Annotated in this window: 11 protein-coding genes; 6 read left to right on the plus strand and 5 right to left on the minus strand. The window is 63.8% G+C overall.

Annotated features, from left to right (window positions below; genetic code table 11):
* Positions 1-148 precede the first annotated feature (148 nt).
* From AC1ECN_RS31685 to ppdK, 3 genes are all read left to right on the plus strand, one after another.
* The gene (locus AC1ECN_RS31685; RefSeq protein ID WP_018484548.1) at positions 149-919 is read left to right on the plus strand and encodes a DsbA family protein; all 771 of its coding nucleotides are present in this window, start codon (positions 149-151) and stop codon (positions 917-919) included.
* Between the two features lie 258 nt (positions 920-1,177).
* The gene (locus tag AC1ECN_RS31690; RefSeq protein ID WP_477955173.1) at positions 1,178-4,639 is read left to right on the plus strand and encodes a chromosome segregation SMC family protein; all 3,462 of its coding nucleotides are present in this window, start codon (positions 1,178-1,180) and stop codon (positions 4,637-4,639) included.
* A gap of 624 nt (positions 4,640-5,263) precedes the next feature.
* Positions 5,264-7,972, plus strand: coding sequence for a pyruvate, phosphate dikinase (gene ppdK, locus AC1ECN_RS31695; RefSeq protein WP_130672117.1), 2,709 nt, complete (start codon positions 5,264-5,266; stop codon positions 7,970-7,972).
* 40 nt (positions 7,973-8,012) lie between these two features.
* Here ppdK and AC1ECN_RS31700 read toward each other — a convergent pair whose 3' ends face one another.
* Positions 8,013-8,291 (minus strand): hypothetical protein, encoded by a 279-nt coding sequence (locus AC1ECN_RS31700; protein ID WP_477955175.1) that lies wholly within the window; start codon positions 8,289-8,291, stop codon positions 8,013-8,015.
* A gap of 485 nt (positions 8,292-8,776) precedes the next feature.
* Positions 8,777-8,974 (minus strand): hypothetical protein, encoded by a 198-nt coding sequence (locus tag AC1ECN_RS31705; protein ID WP_003546062.1) that lies wholly within the window; start codon positions 8,972-8,974, stop codon positions 8,777-8,779.
* Between the two features lie 124 nt (positions 8,975-9,098).
* Here AC1ECN_RS31705 and AC1ECN_RS31710 point away from each other — a divergent pair, with 124 nt between their 5' ends.
* Entirely contained in the window at positions 9,099-9,344 is a 246-nt protein-coding gene (locus AC1ECN_RS31710) for a hypothetical protein (RefSeq protein ID WP_003557210.1), read from the plus strand.
* A gap of 14 nt (positions 9,345-9,358) precedes the next feature.
* Here the strand turns inward: AC1ECN_RS31710 and AC1ECN_RS31715 are convergent, their stop codons facing one another.
* Positions 9,359-9,751: a hypothetical protein gene (locus tag AC1ECN_RS31715; protein WP_130672118.1), complete on the minus strand. Its 393-nt coding sequence runs from the start codon at positions 9,749-9,751 to the stop codon at positions 9,359-9,361.
* A 340-nt stretch (positions 9,752-10,091) separates the two neighbouring features.
* On the opposite strand from AC1ECN_RS31715, the gene AC1ECN_RS31720 reads away from it, so the two are divergent.
* Positions 10,092-11,003 (plus strand): DUF1499 domain-containing protein, encoded by a 912-nt coding sequence (locus tag AC1ECN_RS31720; RefSeq protein WP_130672119.1) that lies wholly within the window; start codon positions 10,092-10,094, stop codon positions 11,001-11,003.
* 142 nt (positions 11,004-11,145) lie between these two features.
* Positions 11,146-11,568: a hypothetical protein gene (locus AC1ECN_RS31725; protein ID WP_018069153.1), complete on the plus strand. Its 423-nt coding sequence runs from the start codon at positions 11,146-11,148 to the stop codon at positions 11,566-11,568.
* Positions 11,569-12,039: 471 nt separating this feature from the next.
* Here AC1ECN_RS31725 and AC1ECN_RS31730 read toward each other — a convergent pair whose 3' ends face one another.
* Positions 12,040-13,761 carry a saccharopine dehydrogenase family protein gene (locus AC1ECN_RS31730; protein ID WP_130672120.1) on the minus strand — a complete coding sequence of 574 codons (1,722 nt, stop codon included), beginning with the start codon at positions 13,759-13,761 and terminating at the stop codon, positions 12,040-12,042.
* Complete coding sequence (locus tag AC1ECN_RS31735) at positions 13,758-14,216, minus strand: thiol-disulfide oxidoreductase DCC family protein (protein WP_130673491.1); 459 nt, start codon at positions 14,214-14,216, stop codon at positions 13,758-13,760. The genes AC1ECN_RS31730 and AC1ECN_RS31735 overlap by 4 nt, the downstream gene beginning before the upstream one ends.
* Between the last annotated feature and the right edge of the window lie 14 nt (positions 14,217-14,230).

Genomic DNA, 14,230 nt, shown 5'->3' on the forward strand with positions numbered 1-14,230 from the left:
GACCAATCTCGCAATTTTTGGTCTAGTCGTCTTCCCGCGGTCACAATTCTTTGAAGGAAGTTGGTGATCCGTGCCTTGTGAGTGGCCGCCAGCCGTTATATCGCACAGTCATGCCGTCAATCTCATTAGTTATGGGGAATCCATGCAGATGTCCGAAATGCAACTGACGAAACGCCGCCTGCTCAGCGGTATCGCCATCGCCGCAGCTGCCGTAGCGCTTGTCGCCTGCAACGACAGCAAGGACGCTGCCGATGCTTCGTCCTCCGGCAAGACCATGGCTGACGGCACCAATGTCGACACCATGCAGACGGCGGCMACGGCGGCGACCGAAATGCCGCAGTCCGATGGCGATGTCGACATGACTGAGGTGCTGAAGCCCGGCGCGCTGCCCGAAATGGCGCTCGGCAAGGCCGACGCCCCGGTCAAGATCGTCGAATATATGTCGATGACCTGCCCGCATTGCGCCCATTTCCACAACACCACCTTCGACGCGATCAAGCAGAAATACGTCGACGCCGGCAAGGTGCAGTTCATCATCCGCGAATTCCCCTTCGACCCGCGCGCCGCCGCCGCCTTCATGCTCGCCCGCTGCAGCGCCTCCAATCCGGAACAGTTGAGCACGCCGGAACAGTATTTCCCGATGGTTTCCATGCTCTTCAAGCAGCAGCAGATCTGGGCCGCCGCCGATGATGGCCGCGCCGCACTGCTGCAGATGTCGAAGCTTGCCGGATTTACTGAGGATAGCTTCACGAAATGCTTGACGAACCAGAAGCTTCTGGATGAAGTGAACGCCACGCGGGAAAGAGGTTCCAAGGATTTTGGCGTCAACGCCACACCGACTTTCATCATCAATGGCAAGCGCTACTCTGGAGACATGCCGGTTGACACCATGTCGAAGCTCATCGACAGCCTGCTCTGAACCGGATCGTTTCGATAGAACGGGCGACGGCGAAAGCCGTGCGCCCGTTTTTCGTTTTCAGCGCAGTTTGCTGGTGTGGCCCCCTCATCCGCCTGCCGGCACCTTCTCCCCGAGGGGAGAAGGGGTATGCCGCCGGCCTTTCCTTCCCATTATTCGAGGGATGATGTGGGCACGGCATCGACTGCGAGTTTCTTCTCCCCAGCGGGGAGAAGGTGCCGGCAGGCGGATGAGGGGGCTTCCTGCCGTGGATATTTCCGCATGAAGTTCAACAAGCTGCGCCTGGTCGGCTTCAAATCCTTCGTCGAGCCGACGGAATTCATCATCGAGCGGGGACTGACCGGCGTCGTCGGCCCGAACGGCTGCGGCAAGTCGAACCTTGTCGAGGCGCTGCGCTGGGTGATGGGCGAAAATTCCTACAAGAACATGCGCGCCTCCGGCATGGACGACGTGATCTTTTCGGGCTCGGGAAACCGCCCGGCGCGCAACACCGCCGAAGTGGCGCTCTATCTCGACAATGGTGAGCGCACCGCGCCTGCCGCCTTCAACGACAGCGACGAGATCCAGGTCACCCGCCGCATCGAGCGTGAACAGGGTTCGCTCTACCGCATCAACGGCAAGGAAAGCCGCGCCAAGGACGTGCAGCTGCTGTTTGCCKACGCTTCCACCGGCGCGCGGTCGCCCTCGATGGTCGGGCAGGGGCGCATCGGCGAGCTGATCCAGGCCAAGCCGCAGGCCCGCCGCCAGTTGCTGGAAGAGGCGGCCGGCATTTCAGGCCTGCATTCCCGCCGCCACGAGGCCGAACTGCGGCTGCGCGCCGCCGAAGGCAATCTCGAGCGCCTCGACGACGTCACCTCGCAGCTCGAAAGCCAGATCGAGAGCCTGAAGCGGCAGGCCCGCCAGGCAAACCGCTTCAAGACGCTCTCTGCCGATATCCGCGCCCGCGAGGCGATGCTGCTGCATATCCGCTGGGTGCAGGCCAAGGAAGCCGAGGCCGAGGCCGACAGTGCCTTGAACCAGGCGACCTCCGTCGTCGCCGAAAAGGCGCAGATGCAGATGGAGGCGGCGAAGAACCAGGCTATCGCCAGCCTGAAGCTGCCGGAACTGCGCGAGGGCGAGGCGCGCGCGGCTGCCGCCCTGCAGCGCCTGCAGATCGCCAGAAGCCAGCTGGAAGAAGATGCCGGCCGCATTCTACGCCGCCGTGACGAGCTGACCCGCCGTCTGGCCCAGCTTGCCGAGGATATAAGCCGCGAGCAGCGGCTGGTGGCCGACAATGCCGTCATCCTGGCGAGGCTCGATGCCGAAGAGGCGGAGATTTCAGAAATCCTTGCCGATTCCGGCCGTTATGCCGAGGAAACCCGCGAGGCCTTCGAGGGCGCGGCGGCAAAACTTGCCGATAGCGAGCGCATCTTCACCCAGCTGACGGCCGAGCGCGCCGAGGCGGCTGCCGGCCGCAACCAGCTGGATCGCGCCATCCGCGATCTCACCGACCGCCGGATGCGCCTCGAACGCCAGATGGACGAGGCAAACCAGGAACTGTCAGCCGTCGGCGAGAAGATTGCCGGCCTGCCCGATCCCGACGAAAAACGCGCCATCGTCGAGGCCGGCGAGATTGCCGTCGCCGACGCGGAAGCGGCCGTCCAGGTGGTCGAACAGGCGCTGGCCGCAGCCCGCCAGACCGAGGCGCTGTCGCGCGCGCCGGTCGAGCAGGCCCGTTCGGCGCTGAATGCGCTGGAAACTGAGGCCCGCACGATTTCCCGCATGCTCGCTGCCGGTRCTGCGGCTGGCAAATTTCCGCCGGTTGCCGACGAGCTGAAGGTCGACCGCGGCTTCGAAACCGCACTCGGTGCCGCCCTCGGCGACGATCTGGAATCGCCGCTCGATGCCGAGGCGCCGGCCCATTGGTCCGACAATGGCGATGGCGCTGGCGATCCGGCACTTCCATCCGGTGTTGCGCCGCTGCTGGCCCATGTCCGCGCGCCGGCAGCACTCACCCGCCGCCTGCGCCAGATCGGCCTGGTCGTGGAAGGGGAGGCGCAGTCGCTGATGGCAGCGCTGAAGCCCGGCCAGCGGCTGGTGACGAAAGAGGGCGCGGTCTATCGCTGGGACGGCCACGTCACCGGTGCCGATGCCCCGAGTGCAGCGGCCCTGCGCCTTGCCCAGAAGAACCGCCTGGCCGAACTCGAAAGCGAAGCCGCCCTTGCCCGCGACGTGCTTGCCGAAGCCGAAGAGCGGCAGGCAGCCGCCGCCGAGGCGATCAGCGCGGAGGAGCGCCGGCTTGCCGAGGCGCGTGACATGAGCCGTCTGTCGGCACGTCATTTGGCCGACGCGCGCGACGCGCTTGTTGCTGCCGAGCGTGCCTCCGGCGATCTCATTCGCCGCCGCGATGTCGTCAGCGAGGCCGCCAGCCAGCTGCGGTCGCAGCTGGAGGAAATCGCCATCCAGGAAGAAAATGCCCGCATCGAGCTGGAGGATGCGCCCGATCTGACTGCGATCGACGAGCGGCTGCGGTTCCAGCAGGCGGAAGTGGCGACCGATCGCGGCGCGCTGGCCGAAAGCCGCGCCCGCCATGAAAGCCTGGCGAGGGAAAACGAAGCTCGCCAACGCCGCATCATGGCGATCGGCCAGGAGCGCGACACCTGGCGCCAGCGGGCGGCAAGTGCCGAAGATCATGTTGCGACGCTGCGCGAGCGCGAGGAAGAGGCGCGGGACGAGGCAGCCGAGCTCGAACTGGCGCCGGATGAATTCGACGACAAACGCCGCGCTTTGCTCAGCGAATTGCAGAAGGCCGAGGAGGCGCGCCGAAAGGCCAGCGATCTTCTGGCCGAGGCCGAACGCATCCAGCGCGAGGCCGACCAAAAGGCGACGACCGCACTCTCGGAACTTGCCGAATGCCGTGAACGCCGCGGCCGCGCCGAGGAGCGCCTGGTTTCCGCCCGCGAGAAGCGGCAGGAAAGCGAAGGCCGCATCCGCGAGGTCCTGAACGTCGCCCCGCATGAGGCGCTGCAGCTGACCGGGCGCCCGACCATGCAGGCGCTTCCCGATCCGCGCGAAGTCGAGCGCGAGCTGGAACGCCTGAGGATCGAGCGCGAGCGGCTGGGCGCCGTCAACCTGCGCGCCGACGAGGAACAGAAGGAACTGAGCGAGAAGCTCGAAGCGCTGATCAAGGAACGCGACGACGTCATCGACGCGATCCGCAAGCTGCGCGGCGCCATCCAAAGCCTCAACCGCGAGGGCCGCGAGCGGCTGATCGCCGCCTTCGATATCGTCAACGCCCAGTTCCAGCGGCTGTTCACCCATCTTTTCGGCGGCGGCACGGCCGAGCTGCAGCTGATCGAATCCGATGATCCGCTGGAAGCCGGCCTCGAAATCCTCGCCCGTCCGCCCGGCAAGAAGCCGCAGACCATGACGCTGCTCTCCGGCGGCGAACAGGCGCTGACGGCCATGGCGCTGATCTTCGCCGTCTTCCTCACCAATCCGGCGCCGATCTGCGTGCTCGACGAAGTGGACGCGCCGCTCGACGACCACAATGTCGAGCGCTACTGCAACCTGATGGACGAAATGGCGGCCTCCACCGAAACCCGCTTCGTCATCATCACCCACAATCCGATMACCATGGCCCGCATGAACCGCCTGTTCGGCGTCACCATGGCCGAGCAGGGCGTCTCCCAACTCGTCTCCGTAGACTTGCAAATGGCCGAGCGCCTGCGCGAGATTGCCTGAGGTTATGTGAAGAGAGCATTTGCGGTCTCTGCGAGCGCAGACGCAATTTCAGCAAAGGTATGGCGCGGTTTTGCGCCCAGAAATTGCGCAAAATCAACTGACAAGAAATAAACACCAAAAAAGGTCGGCTTCCTTGCGGCCTGTACCCCATTTGGGTGATGCTCTTTTCGCTGACTTGCATTAGAAGTTGTTTCAACGCAACCTAATTACTCTGCTGGAAAGCGGGCGACCAAAGGTTGCGCATTGTCGAATTTGCGTGCGGTTTTCCGGGCGAGGGCAAGAACCGGAAACCGAGAGCAAATCTTGGGAAGTAGCGATCTATTTTCTCAGGAATTGCGTATGACGAGGTCAGAGCGGTTCTGTTTTACAAAAAGCTGAGCCGTTCCTGGGTTGAGGGACCCCCCGTCCGGTTTTCCTGGCCGGACGGAAACAAGGCTTTGCGGGACATTGTTGCAGTCCCGCAAAGCTTTTTTTGTGCCTTGTTTTCTGTTTGGGCGCCTTTCAATCGTTTCGACGCCGGCCGCGGCCAAGATTTATTGTGCAGCGCAACATTCTGCCGCATTTGTCGATTTTCATTTCAACACCAACGGATTAAGCTAATCCCGATTTGGTGTTGGGGGGAAGATGACCAAGTGGGTCTATAGGTTCGGCGACGGGCAGGCTGAGGGCCGGGCGCGCGATCACGAGATTCTGGGCGGCAAGGGCGCCAATCTTGCGGAAATGTGCGCGCTTGGACTGCCGGTGCCGCCGGGGCTGACGATCGTCAGCGATGCCTGCAACACCTATTACAAGAACGGCCGCCACATCGAGGATGCGGTGAAGGCTGAAGTACGCGCCGGCATATCGGCGATCGAGGCGGTCACCGGCCGCCACTTCGGTTCCGTCAGCCAGCCGCTGCTCTTGTCGGTGCGCTCCGGCGCCCGCGTCTCGATGCCGGGCATGATGGACACGGTGCTCAATCTCGGCCTTAACGACGAGACGGTGCAGGCACTCGGCCACGATGCCGGCGACGCGCGTTTTGCCTGGGACAGCTACCGTCGTTTCATCCAGATGTATGCCGATGTCGTCATGGGTCTCGGCAACGACGCCTTCGAGGAGATCCTGGAAGACGAGAAGGCCAAGCTCGGCCATGAATTCGATACCGAACTCAGCGCCTCGGAATGGCAGCATATCGTCTCGCTCTACAAGAAGCTGATCGAGGAGGAGCTGGAGCAGGAATTCCCGCAGGATCCCGAAGTCCAGCTCTGGGGCGCGGTCGGCGCCGTCTTTTCCAGCTGGATGAGCGCGCGCGCCGTCACCTACCGCCAGCTCCACAATATTCCGGAAGGCTGGGGCACGGCGATCAACATCCAGGCGATGGTCTTCGGCAATCTCGGCAATGCGTCCGCCACCGGCGTTGCCTTCACCCGCAATCCTTCGACCGGCGAGAGCGCGCTTTACGGCGAATTCCTGGTCAATGCCCAGGGCGAAGATGTCGTTGCCGGCATTCGCACGCCGCAAAGCATCACCGAGGAGGGACGGATTTCCTCCGGCTCCGAAAAACCCTCGATGGAAAAGCTGATGCCGGAGGCGTTTCGCGAGCTCTGCGGCATCTGCACCGAGCTCGAGATCCATTACCGCGACATGCAGGATATCGAATTCACCATCGAGCGCGGCAGGCTGTGGATGCTGCAGACCCGTTCAGGCAAGCGCTCGACCCGGGCGGCAATGAAGATCGCCGTCGACATGGTCGACGAGGGAGTGATCACCGAGGACGAGGCGGTGCTGCGCATCGAGCCTTCGAGCCTCGACCAGCTGCTGCATCCGACAATCGATCCGCGCGTTACCCGCCAGGTGATCGGCACCGGATTGCCGGCCTCACCGGGAGCGGCCACCGGCGGCATCGTCTTCACCGCGGAAGAGGCCGTCGAGGCCGAAGCCGAAGGCCGCAAGGTCATCCTGCTGAGAGTCGAGACCAGCCCCGAGGATATTCACGGCATGCATGCCGCTGAAGGCATCCTGACGACGCGCGGCGGCATGACCAGCCATGCGGCGGTCGTTGCCCGCGGCATGGGCATTCCCTGCGTCGTCGGCGCCGGCACCATGCGCATCGATCAACGCAACGAGCGGCTGCTCGGCGTCGGCGTGACGCTCAAGAAGGGCGATATCATCACCATCGACGGCTCGGCCGGCCAGGTGCTGAAGGGCGAGGTGCCGATGATCCAGCCGGCGCTGTCGGGCGATTTCGGCCGCATCATGGGCTGGGCCGACCGTGCCCGGCGCATGACGGTGCGCACCAATGCCGATACGCCGGCCGATGCGCTGGCCGCCCGCTCCTTCGGCGCCGAAGGCATCGGCCTTTGCCGCACCGAGCACATGTTCTTCGAGGGTGAGCGCATCCATGTGATGCGCGAGATGATCCTGGCCGTCGATGAGAAGGGCAGGCGGCTGGCGCTCGACAAGCTGCTGCCGATGCAGCGGCTGGATTTCACCGGCCTCTTCACCGTCATGCACGGCCTGCCGGTGACGATCCGCCTGCTCGATCCGCCGCTGCACGAATTTCTGCCGAAGACCGACGACGAGGTGGCCGAAGTCGCCTTCGCCATGGGCATGGAGGCATCCGTGCTTCGCCAGCGCGTCGATGCGCTGCACGAGTTCAACCCGATGCTCGGCCATCGCGGCTGCCGGCTGGCGATCTCCTACCCCGAAATCGTCGAGATGCAGGCCCGCGCCATCTTCGAGGCGGCGATTGCCGCAGCCCAGGAGACCGGAGCGGCCGTCGTGCCGGAGATCATGGTGCCGCTCGTCGGCCTGCGCTCCGAGCTCGATTACGTCAAGGCGCGGATCGATGACGTCGCCGGCGACGTGATGAGCGAGGCCGGCATGAAGATCGATTATCTCGTCGGCACGATGATCGAGTTGCCGCGTGCGGCCCTTCGCGCCCATGTGATTGCCGAAGTCGCCGAATTCTTCTCCTTCGGCACCAACGACCTGACGCAGACCACCTTCGGCATCTCGCGCGACGATGCCTCGGCCTTCATCCCCACCTATCAGCGCAAGGGCATCATCGAGCACGATCCCTTCATCTCGCTCGATTTCGACGGTGTCGGCGAATTGATCAGCATCGCTGCCGAACGCGGCAGGCGGACCCGCAACGACATGAAGCTCGGCATCTGCGGCGAACATGGCGGCGACCCGGCATCGATTCGCTTCTGCGAAACGATCGGCCTCGATTATGTCTCCTGCTCGCCGTTCCGCGTGCCGATCGCCAGGCTGGCGGCGGCGCAGGCGGTGATTGCAGGCGGTCTGGAAGAGATCAGGCGCGGTCCGAAAGACCTGCGGGCAACCGTGTAAGATATTCGCTGGAGCCGGGGGGGCGGGGCGCCCGCGGCACTCAGTGGTGATGCCGCCAGCGATCGCGGTAGATATAAGGCCCGTTCAGCTCCCAGGCCATGTTGTTCATCATCTCCRCACTCTGCGCCCGCGATTCGGCGCGCCGGTCGAGATCGATGCGCTGCAGGCAGGTGGCAAAACCATCCGTGCCCCGCCGGAAGCCATAGCTCAGGCACCGCTGCTCATCCGCCGCCCGCCGCTCCTCCGGCGTCATCGTCTGGCAGGCGGAAAGCCCGGCGACGATGGTGGCCATGACGGTGATGAGAAGACGAATGCGCATGGGTGTGTTCCTTGGGATGCTTTTCTCAGAGGAAAGGCCATTCGGGCGAGGGCGTCAAGCTGCTCTTGGTCCAGGAGATCGCTGAGAGCTGGGTGACTACGCGAGCCCGTGTACCGTGCAGCCCCCTCATCCGACCCTTCGGGCCACCTCTGCCTGGGTCGAGCCACGTGTCTCGTCCCGTCCTTCGGACCCCCGCTGGGGCGAAGGGGATTTGCCGCAACCTCTCGATCCCCTCTTCTCCCCTCGGGGAGAAGGTGCCCGTAGGGCGGATGAGGGGGTCGGCGAAGCCGGTCTGCCGTTGCGTCTCACTCGACCTCTCCTCCCTCATTCCTGTGCTCGTCACAGGAATCCAGCCACCGCGCGTCGGCGCGGTGAATGACGCTCATAGGCGAAGCCGGTCTCCTGCGCCCAAGGACTTGGGCGCACTGGATTCCTGTGACGAGCACAGGAATGAGGGAAGTTGAGGATGACGCTCCCACCTGACCTCAAGCCGCCCCAGCCGGATCCCCGATCGGCAGCAGCGCCGGATTGAGCGGCGGATCTTGCGGGTTCTTCGTATCGGCCGGATCCTGCGCCGGTGTCAGCGGCGGTTTTTGCTGGATGGGGTCGGGAATGCCAGGTGTCGGCGTCGGGCCGCGCGGTGTGTCGGCATTGGGTGTCGGGATCGGGTCTCTGTTGGGCATGAGCGCCTCCTTTTCCAAAAAAGGAACGGCAGGCTTGGCACTTGGTTCCACTTTCGCTTGCCAACCTTTCTATGCATGAGGGCCATTCCTATGTATGAGGAAAGCTTGCAAAACTGGAACGAGCATGGCCCTTCGCGATCGATTTTCGAAAAAACTGAGCTGTCCGCAATGCGGCAATGAGGGCTTTGCCGAAGCCTCGGAAGTTGACGATCCCAAGCGCAAGCACCCGGATTTCAAGGTCGATCAGCTGCCGCGCGGCTTTGGCGTGCAGCGGCCTTCGAACCATCAGGAAAATTTCGTCATCAAGTGCGAATGCGGGCGCAAGTTCCCGTTCCGCAGCGTTGCGGAAGCTGCGGCCGAGCGCCGCTGACATCTTGATCTAGACTAGATCCGCTCCAGCAGTTCGATGAAGGCATCGGCGAAACGCACCAACGGCGCGGTCTCTTCGTCGGGCGCCTGCATGCGGATCTCCGTGCCGTGATTGTCGAGCAGCGCCAGTACGACGCGCATCTCCTGACCGTCATCCGGAATGCGCAGCACGGCGATGCGGCGGCAATCCTGGACGAGGCCCCCGGCCGGAAGGTCGAACAGCAATTCGCCGCCGGAGCGTGCCGCCGCCTGGCGCACCGCCTCGCAGAAGCCGGCATCGCCGCCGGCATAACCTTCAAGCGAAAGTTCGAGCTCAAGCAGCTCCATCGGCAGCATCGGCTCGGACTGGTGGTCGATTCCGCCAAGCGCAGACGCCTGCGGCCTTGCTGCAATCTCGGGTGAAATCATCCCGTCTCTCCTCTACATCTGGAGATAAAACCCCGGCAGAATGACCTTTTTTTGACATATCAGCAAGGGCTTATGAAGCGCCCCCCGTTTCGTCATGGCCTTCGCCGTGAATTCCAACGCAATGCCTCAGACAATAGTTTCAATTTAGCCGAATCTTGCCCCAGATCCGGATGATTTCAGGCCGGGCCGGCCTAAAATCTGAATCCGGATCTAAATCAAAAGAATAGAGCATGATGTCGTCCGAAAACCGCTTCACACTTTTCGGCATCATGCTCTAAACAGGGGTGAGGCGATTTGCGTGGTCGAACGCGCGGGCGCTGACGAGCAACCGGTAAGTTTGATGGCCATCCGCTTCGACCGCCCCGTTTCCAACGCCGCCCGCTTTTCGCGGCTGCTCGGGGCGTTTTCCCTGGTGCTGGCGCTGGCGGTGATAATCGCCCATCGCTTCGGCGGCCTCGCCACACCCTATCTGGTGCTGCTGCTGATTGCCGCTGCCGGCGGCGCGCTGCTTTCCGCCATGCTTGCAGCCCTCGGGCTGCGCAGCCTCTGGATGACGGGGGCCGAGGGCGGGCTGGCCGCACTCGCGGCGCTGATCTATGCCGCCTTTCCGCTCGGCCTCGGCGCCTATGCCACCGAGCGTTACATGACGCTGCCTGATATCTACGACGTTTCCACCGATCCGGTCTCCGCACCCGACTGGCTGTCGTCGCCGCACTCCGACCAGATCTGGCTGAAGCGCAACCCGGACGTGACGCCGGAGGATCGCGAAATGCAGCTCGCTGCCTATCCCGAACTGACCGGCCGGCGCTATGAGGGCGCGCTCGACCGGGTGCTCGAAGCAGTGCGCAAGGTCGCCAAGATGAGCGGCATGACCATCACCAGGAGCAGTGGCGACACCGCGCCCGGCCGCGATCCCGAGGACAAGCCGGTCAAGCCGCCGCCGGCGGGCGACGATGCGGTGGCCGATGCGCCCGATATCGTCCCCGTGCCGACGCCGCGCCCCTATGACGATGACGTCGCCAAGCTGATCCGCGGCGCCAACGGCGTGACGCTGCAGGGCACCACCCGCACGCTGATCCTCGGGCTGCGCTTCGATATCATCATTCGGCTCCGCGAAGAGGCCGAAACCACCTTCGTCGACATCCGCGTCGCCTCCCGCTACGGCCAACACGACCTCGGCTTCAGCGCCGAAATCGCCGGCGATTATCTGAAGGCGCTGGATGCCGAATTGCTGGGGATTGCGGGTGGGTGAGCCGCGGTGCCGCCAAAGGCCGCTGCAATCGATCCAGTGAATCGATTGCAGCGGCGAACGCCCTGAGCCCAAAGCGAAGGGCCGGGATACGGTGCGGCGGACTCGACAACCTTGTACCGCATGAAGGAGGAGAGGGGCTGCTGTGGGAAGCGATGTCGATTTTCTGAGTGTGTCTGACCAGGAGACCCTTGATGAATTCGGTTTCGTCAAAACTCTCTCAGGTGAGACTTATCTAAAATTTGTCGGCGGCTGCCACTTTTTGCAGTTCCCCACAGGGAAGATCTTTTCTCTCCATGTTCCGGATGATTTTTTAAAGTTTGATCGGGTTGTGAAATGCGTGCTGCAGATTCAGCCCGATGTTAAAAATTCGGTCATTCATACGTTCGCCGTTAGAAAGCGGGGCGGTATAAGTGTAGCTGCCGATAAAAGGCCGGATGATATCTATATATACGTTCCTGAGAGATGTGAGATTGATGTTCAGCTATTGAGCCGTTTGACAATCTCAATTCTCTCGGTGGAATACACGACCGAGCCCCATCCCTTGAATAAACTTTATGTTAGTTAACCAGCGGATGGAGCCTCTCACCTCTCCAGATCCAACGACCACCTATACTGCACCTCTCGCCCCGTAAGCCCCCTCTGCCCTGCCAGGCCCGGGGTCGAGCCACGTGTCTCGCCCGGTCCTTCGGACCCCCCGTAACCGGGGAGAAGGGAATATGCCGCAACCTCTCGGTTCCCTCTTCTCCCCAGCGGGGAGAAGGTGCCCGTAGGGCGGATGAGGGGGCCGGCGAAGCCGGTCTTTCCTTACAATGCCTATGCGGGCTTCGACCGCGCTCGCGTCGGCCTGGCGGGATCGTTAGGATGAGAGGGCGTGCCGTGTGGCCCCCTCATCCGACCCTTCGGGCCACCTTCTCCCCGCTGGGGAGAAGAGGACACATGCCGCAACCTCTCCGTTCCTCGCTCGCTCTCGCAGGGCTCGACCCCGCCGCCAAGGTTAGGGTGAGGGYCAGCCATCCGCGCGAAGGCGCACGCCCCCTCACTCCACCACCAACCACCCGGAATACCGCACCACCAACCCCGTCAGCCGCCCACCGATCTCCACGTGGAAGTGGAACCGCCCATCACGCTCCTCCTCATAGGTATCCCCGCCAGGCGCCAGAAACATCGGCAGTGGAATGCCTAAAAACCGCCAGCCGCGCACCACGAGCCGCAGCTTCTTCCCAACCGGCATCAGCGCCATCAGCACCCGGAACGGCCCGAACACCTCGACGAGCAGATCCCGGTCGCGGCCCTTTGCCCCGACCTGCCAGCTGCGGAACACCGTGCCGCCGAAATCGCGTGTCCAGATCTCCTTGTCGCCATCGGCGGCGAAACGCACGGTGACCGGCACATCCTCGCCCGCCGGGGGGAAGCCGATCACTCGAGCGACGATCCTCGCCAGCAGCCCGTCGCCGCGCTCGATCCGTGCCCGGCCGGAGGCGACGCGCGCGCCGCCGGCATGCAGGGCGGCGAGGGCCGGCGGCAGCCGCTCCCAGGCGCTGCCGAGGATTCTCTGGTAGAGCGGCTGGCGTGCCTCCTCGTTTTCCATCGTGATGCCGGATGTGATCGAAAAACGCCGGAAGGCCGTTTCGAAATCCGCAAGCTGCAATTCGCCGGCCGCCGGCCGCGCCCCATTCTCCGGCCGCGTGCCGGTCAGCAGCCGGCGCACCAGCGCCTCCACGCCGATAACAGGAATGAACGGCCCGTCATCGCCTTCGGCAATCAGATGCCAGCCGCAGGACAGCCGCTGTCCCGCGTGATCGACACCGCCGACGCGGACGAACATGCCGCCGCGATGTTCGCCGATCGCGAAAGCGTGGCTGGCGCGCTGCAGCAGCCGCGCAAACGGCAGCAGCGACGGCAGCAGCCGGAGGCGGACGAGCCTGGCCGCAAGGCTGAGCAGGTGCTGCAGCGGCTGCGGCTCCGTGCCGACTCCGGTGAAAGTCGATTGCAGGCCGGCAAAGCGTGCCGGCAGCAGCTTGAGATCCGGCGCATCCACCAGCAGGAATTTCCGGCTGCGCAGCGGCTTAACCCCCGGCGGCGCCACCGTCACCCGCATCGCATCGATCAGCCCGCGCCCGGAGGCCGGCTGCCCATTGCGCAGCACCGGAACCTTCTTGCCGGCATAGCTCGCGATCGCCCTCACGACATTGAGCCCGATCTTTACATGCGGCGAGGGGGCAATGCCGGCCGCGACACATTCGATCCGGGAGAAATGCGGCGCCATCGCATCGAGTGCGGCGAAGGAAAGCGCAGGCAGGCTGCTCAGCCCCGAGAGCGCGAAGGTGCCCTTGGCCTTGGCCGCCGCATCCAGCCCACCGATGCCGGCGACGAAACCCGTGCCGTCGGCGATATCGGCATAATCGATGCCGAGATCGATGCAGGCCTCGGCGACCTTATAGGCATCCTTGCCGAAGCTCTGGAACGGCCCCGAGGCATCGACGACGAGATCGGGCCGCATCCGCGTCAGCTGCTCGGTGAGATCGCCGTCGCGATCGAAGGCTACGGCCTGCACCATTGCGCCGAGATTGTTGCTTCCCAGGCCCTCGGCTCCATCTTTCGGCGTCCGCAGATCTGCAACGAAATCGTCGGCCTTTTCAAGCGAGCGCCCCGCAACCAGCAGCCTCAGCCGCGGTTCATCGCCAAGCAGCCGGGCAAGCCGCCCGCCGAAAGTGCCGTAGCCGCCGATGATGAGCAGGCAAAATCGCTCGCCGCTCATGCGATGAACCGGCTGCGCTGCTGCGGCGTCGGCACCATGCAGCTTTGCCGCCCGGCAATCTTCAGCCGGTTGCGGGCGATGAATTCATAGAGCGCATTGGCCGCCCGCCGCGGCAGCAGCCGGAAGATCTTGACCAGCGAATAGGGAAAGCCGAGCCCCGCCACCATGCGGATCGAGCCGTCGGACTTGAAGAAGGCGCGGCCGTTTTCGATCAGGATATTGGTCTCGTAATCGCGCGCATGCAGCCCGTAATGCCGGTAGAGTGCTGCGCCGAGCGGCGTCTGCGCCGCGAGGAAGCGGTATCGCTGCTGCTTGTCATGTTTCAGCGCGAATTTCACCCAGCCGGAGCAGAACACGCATTCGCCATCGAAGATGATCAACGGCCGGTCATCGGCAAAGGCCGGCACATCGGCATCGTTGCGATAGCTGTAATCGGCTTGAGCCCGCATCATCATCTCCCCACCCTCAT

Source organism: Rhizobium sp. 01N447_2 (assembly GCF_056399245.1).